The organism is Pseudomonas sp. GP01-A4 (genome assembly GCF_058780865.1).
Map to the genome: position 1 here is coordinate 40,950 of NZ_JBYSWF010000018.1, position 14,968 is coordinate 55,917.

Consider the following 14,968-nt stretch of genomic DNA (forward strand, 5'->3'; position numbering starts at 1 on the left):
TTCGGGCGCTCAGGCCGAGTTTCTTTACGCGAACTGGGTTAATCAGGCGCTTTTTTGTCAGGGGATTTGTCCACAACCACAACTTTGACGTACTTAAATGCTCTAATCCGCCCGTCACGTCTTACAGAAGAATCGCGTTTACCCATGGATATCAAACAGCTCTGGCTCAACGTCAAAGACCTTTGGGGCACCCTCGACGAACACCCGCTGCTGCATTCCAGCCTCGCGCTGATGGTGTTGCTGGTAGTGGCATTGCTGCTCGGACGAGTGGCCCGGTACCTCATCCTGCACGCCGTCAAGCTGCTGGGCCGGCAACCCGCGCTGCACTGGCTCAACGACCTGCGGCACAACAAAGTCTTCCACCGCCTGGCACAGATGACGCCGTCACTGGTGATCCAGTTCGGCCTGTACCTGGTGCCGGACCTGAGCAAGACCGCCACCCTGTTCATCGGCAATGTCGCCCTGGCGTTCACCATTCTGTTCATGGTGCTGGCGATCAGTGCACTGCTCAACGCCCTGCTGGACATCTATGCCCGCACCGAACACGCCCGCACCCGCTCGATCAAGGGCTATGTGCAGTTGGCGAAGATGGTGCTGTTCGTGTTTGGCGCAATCATCATCGTCGCCACGTTGATCGACCGCTCGCCACTGCTGCTGCTTTCCGGTCTGGGTGCAATGTCGGCGGTGATTCTGTTGGTCTACAAGGACACCCTGCTGTCGTTCGTCGCCAGTGTGCAACTGACCAGCAACGACATGCTGCGGGTCGGCGACTGGATCGAAATGCCCCAGGTCGGCGCCGACGGTGACGTGGTCGACATCACCCTGCACACCGTCAAAGTGCAGAACTTCGACAAGACCATCGTCTCGATTCCCACCTGGCGCCTGATGTCCGAGTCGTTCAAGAACTGGCGCGGCATGCAGGCCTCCGGTGGCCGGCGGATCAAGCGCAGCCTGTATATCGACGCCAGCGGCGTGCGTTTCATCCGCGACGACGAAGAGCTGAAGCTCACCCAGGTACACCTGCTGACCGACTACATGAGCCGCAAGAAGGCCGAGCTCAAGGCCTGGAACGAAGCTCAGGGCAATGTCGCGGCGATGTCCGCCAACCGCCGACGCATGACCAATATCGGCACCTTCCGCGCGTATGCCTTGGCCTATCTGAAAAGCCATCCGGAGATCCAGCCGAACATGACCTGCATGGTGCGGCAGATGCAGACCACCGCCCAAGGCATCCCGCTGGAGATCTACTGCTTCACCCGCACCACCGCATGGGCCGACTACGAGCGGATCCAGGGCGATATCTTCGACTACCTGCTGGCGGTGCTGCCGGAATTTGGTTTGAGCCTGTACCAGCAGCCGAGCGGCGGTGACTTGCGGGCGGGGATGTTGCCGGCGGTGCTGGGAGCCAGTCACCTGCCCCCGGCGGAAAAGGCAGTGATGTAACAACAAAAAACGGCACAACCCGAGTTGTGCCGTTTTTTTTGCGTTGGACCTTACTTGACCTGACGCTGCGGCGCGCCGTGAACCATGGTGTAGGCGTAATCCACGCCCATGCCGTAAGCGCCGCTGTGCTCCTGTACCAGGCCCATCACCGCGTCGTAGGTTTCCTTGTGAGCCCAGTCACGCTGGTATTCCAACAGCACTTGCTGCCAGGTGACCGGTACCGCGCCCGCCTGAATCATCCGTTGCACCGACATGTCATGCGCTTCTTTGCTGGTGCCGCCGGAGGCGTCGGTGACGATGTACACCTCGTAGCCTTCGGCCAGGGCTTCCAGGGCCGGGAAGTTCAGGCACACCTCGGTCCACAGGGCCGCCATGATCAGCTTCTTGCGCCCGGTGGCCTTCACCGCGGCCACCAGCGCCTTGTCTTCCCAGGAGTTCATCGAGGTGCGCTCGATCGGCTGCTGGTCCGGGAACACATTCAGCAGCTCCGGCCAGATATAGCCGCTGAAGCTCTTGGTCTCAACCGAGGTCAGGATGGTCGGTACGTTGAAGATCTTGGCGCCCTTGGCCAGCGCCACCGTGTTGTTCTTCAGAGTCTGGCGATCGATCGACTGCACGCCAAAGGCCATCTGCGGCTGGTGGTCGATCAGGATCAGGGTGGAGTTGGTTGGGTTGAGCAATTCGCGAATAGACATGGTGACTTCCTTTTAATGGTTTCGATTCGGTAAGAGGTGCGTTCAGCGCCGCTGTGAAGCTTGGCTGGCGGCTTGGAAGTAACTTTATGGGATGGATAAAATCGAGACAATTACCTAAAATAGAGAATCATTGATTCTAAAAAAGGTACAATCATGGACCGTATCGAATGCATGCGGGCGTTTGTCGTCACGGTCGGCGAGAACGGCTTCGCGGCCGCCGCGCGAGCCATGGACGTACCGCGCTCAAAAGTCAGCAAACAGATTCAGGCGCTGGAAGAAGCCATAGGCGTGCAACTGCTTCAGCGCACCACCCGCAGCCTGCATTTGACGGAGGCCGGGGCCGAGTATTTTGAAGCTGCGCGTGAAGTACTGGCCGCCCTGGACGAAGCCGAACAGCGGGCCCGGGATGGTATCGGTGAGCTACGGGGCGTGTTGCGGGTCAATGCGCCGATGTCGTTCGGGCTGCATCGCCTGGGGCGGTTGATTCCGCTGTTCCATGAACAGCATCCGCATATCGAGCTGCAACTGGTGCTCAGCGACCAACAGGTCGACCCGGTACGCGGTGGTTTCGACGTGACCATCCGCATCGCCAGCATGCCCGACTCAACGATGATCGCCCGCCAGTTGGCACCTGCGCCACGGATCATGGTGGCTGCGCCAGCCTACCTGGCACGCGCGGGCATACCGCAGACCCCGCAAGACCTGCGCCAGCACCAGTGCCTCAATTATGGGTATCTGCAAAGCGGCGTCAGCCTGCAATTGAGCAAGGGCCAGGAAACCCAGCGGGTCAACGTTACCGGCCCTCTGCACGCCAACAACGGCGACCTGCTGGCCCAGGCGGCAGAGGCCGGGATGGGCATCGCGCTGTTGCCGGACTTTATCGTCGAAGACGCCCTGAGCGCCGGGCGCCTGGTGCCGGTGCTCTGCGAATGGCAGGCGCCGGCAATCACCATCAATGCGGTTTATTCGTCAGCGCGACGCGTGCCGCAAAAGACCCGCGCATTCATTGATTTTTTGCTGACGCAATTGGCGCCGACGACCGCAGGCCCAGCCGGCTGATCCACACCGCCCCGAGAATCACCAAACCGCCCAGCAGCAACCTGCCCAACGGTTCATGCTGATTCCAGATCAGCAAGTTCAGCAACAACCCCACCGGCACATGCAGGTTGTTCATCACCGCCAACGTGCCACCGTTGACCATGCACGCGCCCTTGTTCCACCAGTACATACCCAGTGCCGTGCTGACCAGACCGAGGAACACCAAAACGCCCCACTGCAACGGCGCTTCCGGCAGGTAGTTGGCCTTGCCGAACATCAGGAACGCCGGCAACGCCACCGCCAACGCGCCGAGGTAGAAGTAGCCAAAGCGCCGGTAATGCGGCAGATCACTCGGATGACGGGCCACCAGATGCTTATAAAGCACCTGCCCGGCGGCGTAGGTGAAGTTGGCCAGTTGCAGCAGCAGGAAGCCCATGAAGAAGTTCGGGGTGATCTGGTCGAAGCGAATCACCGCTGCCCCCGCCACCGCCACCAGTGCGGCCACCAGCGCCCACGGGTTGAAGCGGCGGTTCAGGGCGTCTTCGATCAAGGTCACGTGCAACGGTGTCAGGATGGTGAACAGCAACACCTCCGGCACCGTCAGTACGCGAAAGCTCAGGTACAGGCACACGTAGGTCACGCCGAACTGCAGTGCGCCGATCAACAGCATGCCGCGCATGAACGCCGGCTCCACCGAGCGCCAGCGGGTCAGCGGGATAAACACCAGCCCGGCCAACAGTACACGCACCAGCACCGCGAAATAACTGTCGACGTGACCGGCCAGGTATTCGCCGATCAAGCTGAAGGAAAACGCCTGGATCAGCGTCACAACAAGTAGATAGCCCATGCTCGCCTCATTTTGAATGGGCGCGACATTAGCGGTTTTCCGCGCGTTACGAAACTCAAGGCAAAAAAAACCCGACCTCGCTAAAAGCGTCAGTCGGGCGGGAGCACTCAGGAGCAAAAAGTGCAAAGGGAGGTTCGATACGCGTACTTGAAGGGTTGCGTGGAGCTATCTAAACAGCGGGCGATTATCTGACGATTAACATCTCACGCCACTTGGGCCAACAACGCCTTGGCCTGGTTCAAACCCTTCTCCTGGAAATCACCGCCCAGGTTCACCCCTTCGGCATGAATGAACGTGACGTCATGGATGCCGATAAAGCCCATGACCTGACGCAGGTACGGTTCCTGGTGGTCGGTGCTGCCACCGGCGTGGATGCCGCCGCGGGCGGTCAGCACAAAGGCACGCTTGTCGGTCAGCAGGCCCTGGGGGCCGGTGGCGGTGTACTTGAAGGTCACACCGGCACGCAGCACATGGTCGAGCCAGGCTTTGAGGGTGCTGGGAATCGCGAAGTTGTACATCGGCGCGGCCATCACCAACACATCGGCGGCCAGCAATTCATCGGTCAGTTCGTTGGAGCGGTCCAGGGAAGCCTGTTCGAGCGTGCTGCGCTGCTCGGCAGGTTTCATCCAGCCGCCCAACAGATTGGCATCCAGGTGCGGAACCGGGTTGATGGCGAGGTCTCGTACGGTGATCTGATCAGCCGGATGGGCGACTTTCCATTGGCTGATGAATTGTTGGGTCATCTGGCGGGAGATTGAATCCTGCTGACGGGCACTGCTTTCGATGATCAGAACACGGGCCATGATTATGTAAGCTCCATCGGTGAATGCTGTAAGGCGATGGAGTGAAGGTTAGACAGGGTCCGTTCGATTAAAAAGCGTAAAAAACTGCTATAACCCATCTAGAAATTTGTTTATAAGCGGAGTATTGCTGTACGCAAGCTCCGCTTTTGCCTTATTTCGGTGCGCAGGTCAGCTGGATACGCATCTTGATGATGGCACGGCTGAAATTGGCCGTGGTGTTGGTGGTTTTCCCTGCCGCGACCGTGACCTTGCGCGTACGCGGGGCTTCCGGACCATTGGTAAAGCGTACCTTGCACTCCGCGTCATTGGGGCCGTAGTTGGTGAGTTGGATCGAACTGATATTGCTGTCGACGTCTGACGCGCTGTAATCGATCTTCACGCCCTGAATGTCTTTCGTCACATCGGTACTGAATGCAAACGCACTCAACGGCAGCAACGCCAGCAGCACACAACAGAATTTTCTCATTCGGCAGTCTCCAATAAGGACCGCCAGCTTAGGACAAGAGGAGCTCATCTTGAAAGCGCCCCGCGTTACCCTTGATCAATGGCGCACCTTGCAAGCCGTGGTCGACCATGGCGGCTTCGCCCAGGCGGCCGAAGCGCTGCACCGCTCGCAATCCTCGGTGAGCTACACCGTGGCCCGCATGCAGGATCAGCTCGGCGTGCCGCTGCTGCGCATTGACGGGCGCAAGGCCGTGCTCACCGAAGCCGGTGAAGTGCTGCTGCGCCGCTCCCGGCAACTGGTGAAAAACGCCAGCCAACTGGAAGACCTGGCCCACCATATGGAACAAGGCTGGGAAGCCGAGGTGCGGCTGGTGGTCGACGCGGCCTACCCCAACGCCCGCCTGGTGCGCGCCCTCACTGCCTTTATGCCGCAAAGCCGTGGCTGCCGGGTGCGTTTGCGCGAAGAGGTGTTGTCCGGCGTCGAAGAGCTGTTGATGGACGGCATGGCCGACCTCGCCATCAGCGGGTTCATCATTCCCGGTTACCTCGGTACGGAAATGAGCGACGTCGAATTTGTCGCCGTGGCCCACCCCGAACATCCGCTGCATCAATTGCACCGCGAACTGAGCTTCCAGGATCTGGAAAGCCACATGCAGGTGGTGATCCGCGACTCCGGCCGCCAGCAGCCACGGGACGTCGGCTGGCTCGGCGCCGAGCAGCGCTGGACCGTCGGCAGCCTGCCCACCGCCGCCACCTTCGTCAGCAGCGGCCTGGGCTTCGCCTGGCTGCCGCGACACCTGATCGAACGCGAACTCAAGGAAGGCCTGCTCAAGCTACTGCCCCTGGAACGGGGTGGCAGCCGCAACCCGACCTTCTATCTTTACTCGAACAAGGACAAACCCCTGGGCCCGGCCACGCAGATTCTCGTCGAGTTGCTGCGCACCTTCGACACTGCACCATTGGACGCGCCATTCGCCGCACCGCAGCAAGCCTGAACAAGGAGTTCACGTGGCCTATTTCGAACATGAAGGTTGCACCCTGCATTACGAGGAATATGGCCACGGCGCGCCGCTGATCCTGATCCACGGCCTGGGCTCCAGTTGCCTGGACTGGGAACTGCAAGTGCCCGTGCTGTCCCAACACTATCGCCTGGTGGTGGTGGATGTGCGCGGTCACGGCCGCTCCGACAAACCCCGTGAGCGCTACAGCATCGCCGGCTTCACCGCCGACCTGGTGGCCTTGATCGAACACCTGCATTTGCCGCCGGCCCACGTGGTCGGCCTGTCCATGGGCGGCATGATCGCCTTTCAACTGGCAGTGGATGAGCCGCAAATGCTCAAGAGCCTGTGCATCGTCAACAGTGCGCCCCAGGTCAAGGTTCGCAGCGCCAGCGACTATTGGCAGTGGGCCAAGCGCTGGAGCCTGGCGCGCGTCCTCAGCCTGAACACCATCGGCAAGGCCCTGGGCAGCCTGCTGTTTCCCAAGCCCGAACAGGCCGAACTGCGGCGCAAGATGGCCGAACGCTGGGCAAAAAACGACAAACGTGCCTACCTCGCCAGCTTCGATGCGATTGTTGGCTGGGGCGTACAGGAACAACTTTCGAAAATATCCTGTCCAACCCTGGTCATCAGCGCCGACCACGACTACACCCCCGTGGCGCAGAAAGAAATCTATGTAAAACTGCTGCCCGATGCGCGACTGGTGGTGATCGAGGATTCCCGCCATGCCACGCCGCTGGACCAACCCGAACGCTTCAACAACACCCTGCTCGATTTTCTCAAGACAGTCGAAACCACAACCCAGGATCACTGACCCATGCTGAAAAAAATCGCCCTCTTTGCCGGTTCCGTACTGTTCGCTGCCAACCTGATGGCGGCCGAACCCGCCAAGGCACCCCACGTCTTGATCACCACCACCAATGGCGACATCGAGATCGAACTGGACCCGGTCAAAGCCCCGATCAGTACCAAGAACTTCCTGGCCTATGTCGACAAGGGCTTCTACACCAACACCATTTTTCACCGGGTAATCCCGGGCTTCATGGTGCAGGGCGGTGGTTTTACCCAGCAAATGTCGCAAAAGCCGACCGAAGCACCGATCAAGAACGAAGCCAGCAACGGCCTGCATAACGTGCGCGGCACCCTGTCGATGGCGCGTACCAACGACCCGAACTCCGCCACCAGCCAATTCTTCATCAACGTTGCGGACAATGCCTTCCTCGACCCGGGCCGTGATGCCGGTTACGCGGTGTTCGCCAAAGTGGTCAAGGGCATGGACGTGGTCGACATCATCGTCAACTCGCAGACCACCACCAAACAGGGCATGCAGAACGTGCCAATCGATCCTGTCCTGATCAAGTCGGCCAAGCGCATCGACTGAAGGCTACAGGGAGTTTCGCGCGGGGCCCGCAAGGCGTCGCGCGCATTTGAACAGGAGAGCCCGCCGCGCGGGCGTCAGACCTAATGCTCTATCGTCGTTTTGAACAACTGATCGACATCTTCCGCGAACCTCCCAGCGCGGCCCCTCCAGACAAAGTCCTACCCTTCTACGTCTATTACCTGCGCCAGGTATGGCCAAGCTTTGCCGCCTTGCTGGTGGTGGGCCTGATCGGCGCGCTGATCGAAGTGGCGCTGTTCAGCTACCTGAGCCGCATCATCGACCTGGCCCAGGGCACGCCGCCCGCCAACTTCTTCCAGATCCACGCCACCGAGCTGATCTGGATGGCCGTGGTCGCCCTGCTGTTGCGCCCGATCTTCGGCGCCCTGCATGACCTGCTGGTGCACCAGACCATCAGCCCCGGCATGACCAGCCTGATCCGCTGGCAAAACCACAGCTATGTGCTCAAACAGAGCCTGAACTTCTTCCAGAACGATTTCGCCGGGCGCATTGCCCAGCGCATCATGCAAACCGGCAACTCCCTGCGCGACTCCGCAGTGGCCGCCGTGGACGCGATCTGGCACGTGGCGATCTACGCCATCAGCGCCCTGGTGCTGTTCGCCGAAGCCGACTGGCGCCTGATGATCCCGCTGATCACCTGGATCGTCGCCTACAGCCTGGCCCTGCGGTACTTCGTGCCACGCGTCAAGGAGCGCTCGGTCATCTCCTCCGAGGCACGCTCAAAACTGATGGGGCGGATCGTCGACGGCTACACCAACATCACCACCTTGAAGCTGTTCGCTCATACGAATTTCGAGCAGAACTACGCCAGGGAAGCCATTGTCGAGCAGACCGAGAAAACCCAGTTGGCCAGCCGCGTCGTGACCAGCATGGACATCGTGATTACCACCATGAACGGCCTGCTGATTGTCACCACCACCGGCCTTGCCCTGTGGCTGTGGACCCAATCCCTGATTTCGGTGGGCGCCATCGCCCTGGCCACCGGCCTGGTGATTCGTATCGTCAACATGTCCGGCTGGATCATGTGGGTGGTCAACGGCATTTTCGAAAACATCGGCATGGTCCAAGACGGCCTGAAAACCATCGCCCAGCCGCTGGCAGTGACCGACCGGGAAAATGCCCCGCGCCTGGAAGTGCCCCATGGCGAGGTGCGGTTCGATCAGGTGGATTTCCACTACGGCAAGAAGAGCGGGATCATCAGCGGCTTGAACCTGGCGATTGAACCGGGTGAAAAGATCGGCCTGATCGGTCCGTCCGGCGCGGGCAAATCCACCCTGGTCAACCTGCTGTTGCGCCTGTACGACCTGCAAGGCGGCCGTATCCTGATCGACGGCCAGAACATCGCCGACGTCGCCCAGGAAACCCTGCGCGAACAGATCGGCATGATCACCCAGGACACCTCGCTGCTGCACCGCTCGATCCGCGACAACTTGCTGTATGGCAAGCCGGACGCCACCGACGAAGAGCTTTGGGCCGCCGTGCACAAGGCCCGCGCCGACGAGTTCATCCCATTGCTGTCGGACGCCGAGGGCCGCACCGGCCTCGACGCCCACGTCGGTGAACGCGGGGTGAAACTCTCCGGCGGGCAACGTCAGCGCATCGCCATCGCGCGAGTGCTGCTCAAGGATGCGCCAATCCTGATCATGGACGAAGCCACCTCGGCGCTGGATTCGGAAGTCGAAGCGGCGATCCAGGAAAGCCTGGAAACCCTGATGCAGGGCAAGACAGTGATCGCCATCGCCCACCGGCTGTCCACCATTGCCAGAATGGACAGGCTGGTGGTGCTGGAAAAAGGCCAGATCGCCGAGACCGGCAGCCATGCCGAATTGCTCGCACACGGCGGTTTGTATGCGCGATTGTGGCAACACCAGACCGGTGGCTTCGTCGGAATAGACTGATTCCGTTGGTTAACTGCAACCTCAATTCCGAACAATTCTGACAGTTTTCTTTATCCCGCTGGTCTTGCGACACAATCCTGCTGTACTCCAATCAGGCCCCAGGAGGGCCCTGATTTAAGGCAGCAGGGATGCATCACAGACCCGTTAATCAGATAGAGCAATCTATTAAGGATGTGTTCATGTCACTGTTCAAACGTTCCGTTACGGAAGGACTGGGTACGTTTTGGCTGGTGTTGGGTGGCTGCGGCAGTGCGGTACTGGCCGCATCGTCCCCGGTCGGGATCGGTGTGCTCGGTGTGGCCCTGGCGTTCGGGCTCACGGTGCTGACCATGGCATTTGCCATCGGGCACATCAGCGGTTGTCACCTGAACCCCGCAGTGTCGGTGGGGCTGGTAGTGGGCGGAAGATTTCCGGCCAGGGAGTTACCGGCGTACATCGTGTCCCAGGTAATCGGCGGCGTCGTTGCCGCTGCATTGTTGTACTTCATAGCCAGCGGCAAGCCGGGGTTCGAACTGGCTTCGGGCCTGGCCAGCAACGGCTACGGCGAGCACTCACCTGGTGGTTATTCGATGGCAGCGGGGTTTGTGTGCGAGCTGGTGATGACGGCGATGTTCGTGCTGATCATCCTCGGCGCCACCGACCGCCGTGTGCCGACGGGCTTCGCGCCCATTGCCATTGGCCTGGCGCTGACGCTGATCCACCTGATCTCGATCCCGGTCACCAACACCTCGGTCAACCCGGCCCGCAGCACCGGCCCGGCGCTGATTGTCGGCGGTTGGGCGCTCCAGCAGTTGTGGATGTTCTGGCTGGCGCCGATCCTCGGTGCAGTGGTCGGCGGCATTACCTATCGATGGCTGGGCGCGGAAAAAACCGCCTGAGCCAGACAGGTTCAGCCCTGCCGATAAGGCAGGGCTGCCCTCGCCAGTGCTCTATCAGCCTTGATGTGCCTGCATATACTGGCGCAGCAACTGATTGATGCGCGTCTGATAGCCAGTCCCTTGCCCCTTGAACCACTCAAGAACGTCAGCATCCAGACGGATAGTAACTGCCTGCTTGACCGGCACACGCAATTCGGCACGACGGAAGAAGTCTTCTCCCAATTCGGGGATGTCGCTGGTATCGATCTCCCGATCGTCCATCTTAGCCAGGCGCTCCCAGTCAGTTTTCGATGCTTTCGACATAGTATTTGGCCTCCTGTTTGGTTGCTTTTCGGGCGGAAATAATGCGAATTACGTCACCCCGCCTCTCGGTGTATACAACTACACCTACCAGTAATTTTATCCAGCCAATGCTGACCCAGCGTTCTTCGTCATAATCCGTTCGAGGATCACGTTGTGACAATATTGGATGTTGAAAAATATCCGATACGTCGTTGAAGTCTATGCCGTGCTTGCGGATGTTTATTTGGTTTTTTGGATTCATCCCACTCAAAACGCATGCTGCATCCTGTATTTACTTTTGTACATACACTGTAGCGAAGTGCTCCCGCCCTCGGCACCTGTCAACCGATCAGTGGTTCAGCCCTGCCGATAAGGCAGGGCTGCCCTCGCCTCCTCGGCATATGCCAGGATCCCCACGCTTTCGCGCTCCAGGAAATCCGCCACGGCGGTCTTCAATCCCGGGTGTCGCAGGTAATGCCAGGAGTGCGTGATCACCGGCTCAAACCCGCGAATCAACTTGTGCTCGCCCTGGGCGCCGGCGTCGAAACGCTGCAGGCCATGGGCAATCGCGTAATCCATGCCTTGGTAGAAGCAAGTCTCGAAATGCAGCCGGTCGAACTCGGCCAGGCAGCCCCAGTAACGCCCATAAAAACTGTTGCCGCCGATCAGGCTGAAGGCCATGGCCACCGGCCGTGAGCCTTGCTTGGCCAGCACCACGCGAATCGCCTCGGGCATGCGCTCGGCCAGCAGACTGAAAAACGCCCGGGTCAGGTACGGCGATTGTCGGCGTATGGCGTAGGTATTGGCGTAACAGGCGTAGACAAAATCCCACTGCGCCTCGCTCAACTCATGACCTTGCAGCCACTCGAAATCGATGCCCTGCCCCGCCACTTGCTCGCGCTCCTTGCGCATCTGTTTGCGCTTGCGCGAACTCAGCGCGTCGAGAAAGTCCTGGAAGTCGCGGTAGCCGCGGTTTTGCCAATGAAACTGGCAGCCCAGGCGTTGCAGCCAACCCGGCTGCCGGGCCAGTGCGGTGTCTGCGAGGGCGTCGGTAAAGTTGATATGGGCGCTGGAAAGGCCTTCGATTTCCAGGTAACCGGGCAGGCTTTTAAGCAATTCGAAACCGTCCTCGGCGCTGGCGGCCAACAGGCGCGGGCCGCTGACCGGGCTGAAGGGCACGGCCGTCAGCAATTTCGGGTAGTAGTCGATGCCCGCCCGCTCGCAAGCATCGGCCCAACCGTGGTCGAACACGTACTCGCCATAGGAATGCCATTTGCGATAGCTGGGCAACGCGGCAATCAGCCGTCCACCTTCATAATGCAGCAAATGCTCGGGCTGCCAGCCGGAGTGCGGGCCGATGCTGGCGCTGTCTTCCAGGGCACTGAGGAACGCATGGCGCAGAAACGGCTGATCGACGGGGACCAACGCGTTCCATTCATCGGGCGCAATCTCGGACAGGTTATTCAAACGTTGTAACGGCATCCCATTCCCCGACGGTCACGGCTTTGTGTAGGAGCGAGCTTGCTCGCGATGATCGTTAACGACAACGCGACCATTCTGACAGAACGCGGTGATCTCGGGTTCTTCGCGAGCAAGCTCGCGCCTACAGGACACGGCGCAAAAAAAAGCCCCGCCAAACGGCGGGGCAAACCAAATGAGGAGCGCTTTGACGGATGAAGAAAGAGCGCTTTGGAGCGGTATTACAGGTTGCCTAGAACACGTATTGCACGCGGGCCACGATGGCGTCGCCGCTGTCGTCGCCGGCGGCGTTAACCACTTTGTCGGTCTTGGCCTTGATGTAGTTGGCAGAGACTTTCACCGCCTCGTTGGCGTACCAGTTCACCCCGATGATGTTCAGGTTGGCCTTGGCATCTCCCACTTCACGGGTGGCGGTGTTGCGCACTACGTTTTTGTCATCAACGGTGATGTTGTCGTAACGGTAGAACACTTCCCACGCGCCGTACTGCTTGTTCTCGGGCTTGATGGTGTCGAACTTGGCACCGTCGAGTTTGTAGACGCGGGACTCTCCGGTCAGGGTGTAGGCCACCTGGCCGTAGAAGCCGCTGGCTTTCACGTCCTGATAGGCACTGCTGTCTGCCTTCATCTTGCGGTTCAGGTATTCGCCCTGCAGGGACAACGGACCACGGGCGAATGCAAATTCGCCGCCGAACACGGTGTCGGTGTCGTAGGCGTCGTTCGCCGTCAGGCTGCCGGAATCCAGACCCACACCGCCGCCGAAGGTCGCACGGTTGCCGTTGGCGCCCGCATCGTTGCCGCCGTTGGTGGAAACGCCGCGAACCCCAAGACGCGGACGAATACGCGAGTCGAAGGCCGTGTCCTTCAGGTCACGTACCGCGTAATCCAGGCCCAGGTGCAGCACGTTGCCGGTGTCATGCATCGGCGCAAACACCGCACGGGCGTTGAATTGCTTCACGCCTTTGCCGTTCTTGTCGTTGATGTCCTTGGAAGAAACGCTGGCCGACAGGTAAGCCATGTCGCCGACCACCGAGCTGGCCTGGATGCCCATGCCGTTGGCGTGGGAGTGGATCCAGTCCGCCACTTCATACGCTGCGTTGCGGTCAACGCCGGTGACCCACTTGGAGCTGGTGGCTTTTTCCAGGCCGAAGTCTTCGTCGAAGCGACCGGCGCGAATCACGACAGGCTTGAAGCCGGTGTAGGACATGGACGCTTCATCGAAGTAGCCATCGTCTGCGTTGCCGGAGTTGTGGGACAGGTCGTAGTTGACCTGGTATTTCCAGTCCTTGTAGACGGTGCCGCCAAACTCGATGTAGGCGCGGCGGAAATAGGCCGCGTCAGCCGAGTTGCCATTCTTGGTGTAAAAGCCATCAAACGTGCCGTAATCGGCCTGCAAACGACCACCCAGCTTGAAGCTGAAATTCTGGTCGGTGGTTGCAACCTCAAGGCCGCCCTTGGTTTTGACAACGATATCGGCACCATCAGTAGTGACAGTACCGGCGAAAGCCTGGGCGGTAACGGCCAGGGCCAAGGCGCTGGCCGCGAAACCGGCGAAGTGCTTACGGATCATCGAAGAATTCCCCTAATTGATGGTCTTGTGCATTGGTAAAACACGCGGTTTAGAGCCGCTGGTGTTGGGGGGCGATCTTGGCGAGGGGATATTTCAGCTGGGTTGCCGGAACATAAAGATTTTGTTACTCGGGAACTTTTTAATAGCCATTCGAAATAAGCCAGAGCCTACGGAAATCAAGGCTCCAGCCCCGGAAACTGGTGAAAATGTCAGATGATACAAAATGTAAAAACACCCGAGAAAAATGAAATATTTTTCATCTTGGTTGTTTTTTGAGCAAAAAAAAGCCCGCATCTTTTATCGATGCGGGCTTCGTTTAAGTGTGAAAAGTGATGGATATTATTGGTCGCGGGAGCGCTCGGCGGCCAGGCGTTCGGCCAACGCATCAACATCGGCGATAGGCGGCTCGGGCAGGATCTTCAGCGTCGCCTGCATCAAGCGCATCTGCCGGATAAAGCGCCGGCAGTTGGGGCAGAACATCAGGTGATGGCGCACCAGCAGGCGCTCGCGAAAGGTCAGTTGCCCATCGAGATAGTCACTGGAACGTGCCACTTGTTCCTTACAGGTCAACATTCGCCGGTTTCCTCAAAATGCTCCACCGTGGCGAAGACTTTAAGCCGTGCTCGATGCAACAGCACACGAACATTGGAGAGCGATAGCGTCAGAAGATTACAAATCTCCTCCAACTCCAGCCCCTGGCGCTCACGCAGCAGCAGTACGCTGCTTTGCAGCTCGGAAAGACTGGCCAGCGTGTGCTCCAGGCAATTACGCAGTTCGTCTTCGGTAAGCAGCGCTTCGGGAGTGTCCTGATGCCAGGCAAACGGCGCGACGGCCCAGTGGCCATCGTCGGGCACAAAGCGATCATCACCGATGGTGCCATGGGGCGCCGGCAAGTCATCGAGCAGTACTTCCCGGCGGTTCTGCTTGTAGCGGCCCTTTGCCGAGTTGGCAGTAATGGTCAGCAGCCAGGTCTTGAGGCTGGAACGCCCCTCGAACTTCGCCAGGTTACGCACCACCGACAGCCAGGCGTCCTGCACCACCTCGTCGGCATGGCGCTGGCCAACAATGGCATAGGCCACCGCGCGCATAGCGCTCTGGTAAGTGGTGACCAGCTCCTTGTAGGCCCGCTGCTCACCCTTGAGCAATCGTTCAAGCAGGTGCGCGTCGTCCGCTGCTGCCATTCAAGACCTCGATTTC

General features: G+C 59.6%; 17 protein-coding genes and 1 pseudogene. 8 read left to right on the top strand and 10 right to left on the bottom strand.

What is annotated here, in order from left to right; translation table 11 throughout:
- Window positions 1-144 precede the first annotated feature (144 nt).
- Window positions 145-1,443, top strand: a complete 1,299-nt coding sequence (locus tag AC3WKX_RS13155; protein WP_003210716.1) for a mechanosensitive ion channel family protein — start codon at window positions 145-147, stop codon at window positions 1,441-1,443.
- A 50-nt stretch (window positions 1,444-1,493) separates the two neighbouring features.
- On the opposite strand, the gene AC3WKX_RS13160 is transcribed toward AC3WKX_RS13155, so the two are convergent.
- On the bottom strand, window positions 1,494-2,138 hold the full coding sequence (locus AC3WKX_RS13160; protein ID WP_102605390.1) for a hydrolase: 645 nt from the start codon (window positions 2,136-2,138) through the stop codon (window positions 1,494-1,496).
- A 153-nt stretch (window positions 2,139-2,291) separates the two neighbouring features.
- Between AC3WKX_RS13160 and AC3WKX_RS13165 the strand changes: the two genes are divergently transcribed.
- Window positions 2,292-3,197, top strand: coding sequence for a LysR family transcriptional regulator (locus AC3WKX_RS13165; RefSeq protein ID WP_032899700.1), 906 nt, complete (start codon window positions 2,292-2,294; stop codon window positions 3,195-3,197).
- Here the strand turns inward: AC3WKX_RS13165 and AC3WKX_RS13170 are convergent.
- The 3 genes from AC3WKX_RS13170 to AC3WKX_RS13180 form a co-directional block, all read right to left on the bottom strand.
- Complete coding sequence (locus tag AC3WKX_RS13170) at window positions 3,142-4,023, bottom strand: carboxylate/amino acid/amine transporter (protein ID WP_102368336.1); 882 nt, start codon at window positions 4,021-4,023, stop codon at window positions 3,142-3,144. The two genes, AC3WKX_RS13165 and AC3WKX_RS13170, sit on opposite strands and share 56 nt — an antisense overlap.
- A 203-nt stretch (window positions 4,024-4,226) precedes the next feature.
- Window positions 4,227-4,826, bottom strand: a complete 600-nt coding sequence (locus AC3WKX_RS13175; protein WP_102605389.1) for an FMN-dependent NADH-azoreductase — start codon at window positions 4,824-4,826, stop codon at window positions 4,227-4,229.
- Window positions 4,827-4,977: 151 nt separating this feature from the next.
- On the bottom strand, window positions 4,978-5,292 hold the full coding sequence (locus tag AC3WKX_RS13180; protein ID WP_032899698.1) for a hypothetical protein: 315 nt from the start codon (window positions 5,290-5,292) through the stop codon (window positions 4,978-4,980).
- Window positions 5,293-5,341: 49 nt separating this feature from the next.
- On the opposite strand from AC3WKX_RS13180, the gene AC3WKX_RS13185 reads away from it, so the two are divergent.
- The 5 genes from AC3WKX_RS13185 (at window position 5,342) to aqpZ (ending at window position 10,443) form a co-directional block, all read left to right on the top strand.
- Complete coding sequence (locus tag AC3WKX_RS13185; RefSeq protein WP_003210710.1) at window positions 5,342-6,265, top strand: PA3225 family LysR-type transcriptional regulator; 924 nt, start codon at window positions 5,342-5,344, stop codon at window positions 6,263-6,265.
- Window positions 6,266-6,278: 13 nt separating this feature from the next.
- Entirely contained in the window at window positions 6,279-7,082 is an 804-nt protein-coding gene (locus AC3WKX_RS13190) for an alpha/beta fold hydrolase (RefSeq protein ID WP_102605388.1), read from the top strand.
- 3 nt (window positions 7,083-7,085) lie between these two features.
- Window positions 7,086-7,649 (top strand): peptidylprolyl isomerase A, encoded by a 564-nt coding sequence (locus AC3WKX_RS13195; RefSeq protein WP_008437991.1) that lies wholly within the window; start codon window positions 7,086-7,088, stop codon window positions 7,647-7,649.
- An 83-nt stretch (window positions 7,650-7,732) separates the two neighbouring features.
- The gene (locus AC3WKX_RS13200) at window positions 7,733-9,565 is read left to right on the top strand and encodes an ABC transporter ATP-binding protein (RefSeq protein ID WP_102605387.1); all 1,833 of its coding nucleotides are present in this window, start codon (window positions 7,733-7,735) and stop codon (window positions 9,563-9,565) included.
- Window positions 9,566-9,744: 179 nt separating this feature from the next.
- Window positions 9,745-10,443, top strand: coding sequence for an aquaporin Z (gene aqpZ, locus AC3WKX_RS13205; RefSeq protein WP_008437990.1), 699 nt, complete (start codon window positions 9,745-9,747; stop codon window positions 10,441-10,443).
- A 54-nt stretch (window positions 10,444-10,497) separates the two neighbouring features.
- Here aqpZ and AC3WKX_RS13210 read toward each other — a convergent pair whose 3' ends face one another.
- From AC3WKX_RS13210 to AC3WKX_RS13220, 3 genes and pseudogenes are all read right to left on the bottom strand, one after another.
- Window positions 10,498-10,746 carry a BrnA antitoxin family protein gene (locus AC3WKX_RS13210; RefSeq protein WP_003210705.1) on the bottom strand — a complete coding sequence of 83 codons (249 nt, stop codon included), beginning with the start codon at window positions 10,744-10,746 and terminating at the stop codon, window positions 10,498-10,500.
- A pseudogene (locus tag AC3WKX_RS13215) lies at window positions 10,724-11,003 on the bottom strand (BrnT family toxin). Before AC3WKX_RS13215 ends, AC3WKX_RS13210 begins: the two are co-directional and overlap by 23 nt.
- A 79-nt stretch (window positions 11,004-11,082) precedes the next feature.
- Window positions 11,083-12,207 (bottom strand): GNAT family N-acetyltransferase, encoded by a 1,125-nt coding sequence (locus AC3WKX_RS13220; protein WP_102605385.1) that lies wholly within the window; start codon window positions 12,205-12,207, stop codon window positions 11,083-11,085.
- 39 nt (window positions 12,208-12,246) lie between these two features.
- Between AC3WKX_RS13220 and AC3WKX_RS13225 the strand changes: the two genes are divergently transcribed.
- The gene (locus AC3WKX_RS13225) at window positions 12,247-12,402 is read left to right on the top strand and encodes a hypothetical protein (RefSeq protein ID WP_157222855.1); all 156 of its coding nucleotides are present in this window, start codon (window positions 12,247-12,249) and stop codon (window positions 12,400-12,402) included.
- A 34-nt stretch (window positions 12,403-12,436) separates the two neighbouring features.
- Here AC3WKX_RS13225 and AC3WKX_RS13230 read toward each other — a convergent pair whose 3' ends face one another.
- The 3 genes from AC3WKX_RS13230 to AC3WKX_RS13240 form a co-directional block, all read right to left on the bottom strand.
- Window positions 12,437-13,771 (bottom strand): OprO/OprP family phosphate-selective porin, encoded by a 1,335-nt coding sequence (locus AC3WKX_RS13230; protein ID WP_102605384.1) that lies wholly within the window; start codon window positions 13,769-13,771, stop codon window positions 12,437-12,439.
- Window positions 13,772-14,110: 339 nt separating this feature from the next.
- Complete coding sequence (locus AC3WKX_RS13235) at window positions 14,111-14,344, bottom strand: anti-sigma factor family protein (protein WP_003210701.1); 234 nt, start codon at window positions 14,342-14,344, stop codon at window positions 14,111-14,113.
- Window positions 14,338-14,952 carry an RNA polymerase sigma factor gene (locus AC3WKX_RS13240; RefSeq protein ID WP_008437987.1) on the bottom strand — a complete coding sequence of 205 codons (615 nt, stop codon included), beginning with the start codon at window positions 14,950-14,952 and terminating at the stop codon, window positions 14,338-14,340. Before AC3WKX_RS13240 ends, AC3WKX_RS13235 begins: the two co-directional genes overlap by 7 nt.
- Window positions 14,953-14,968: the final 16 nt, after the last annotated feature.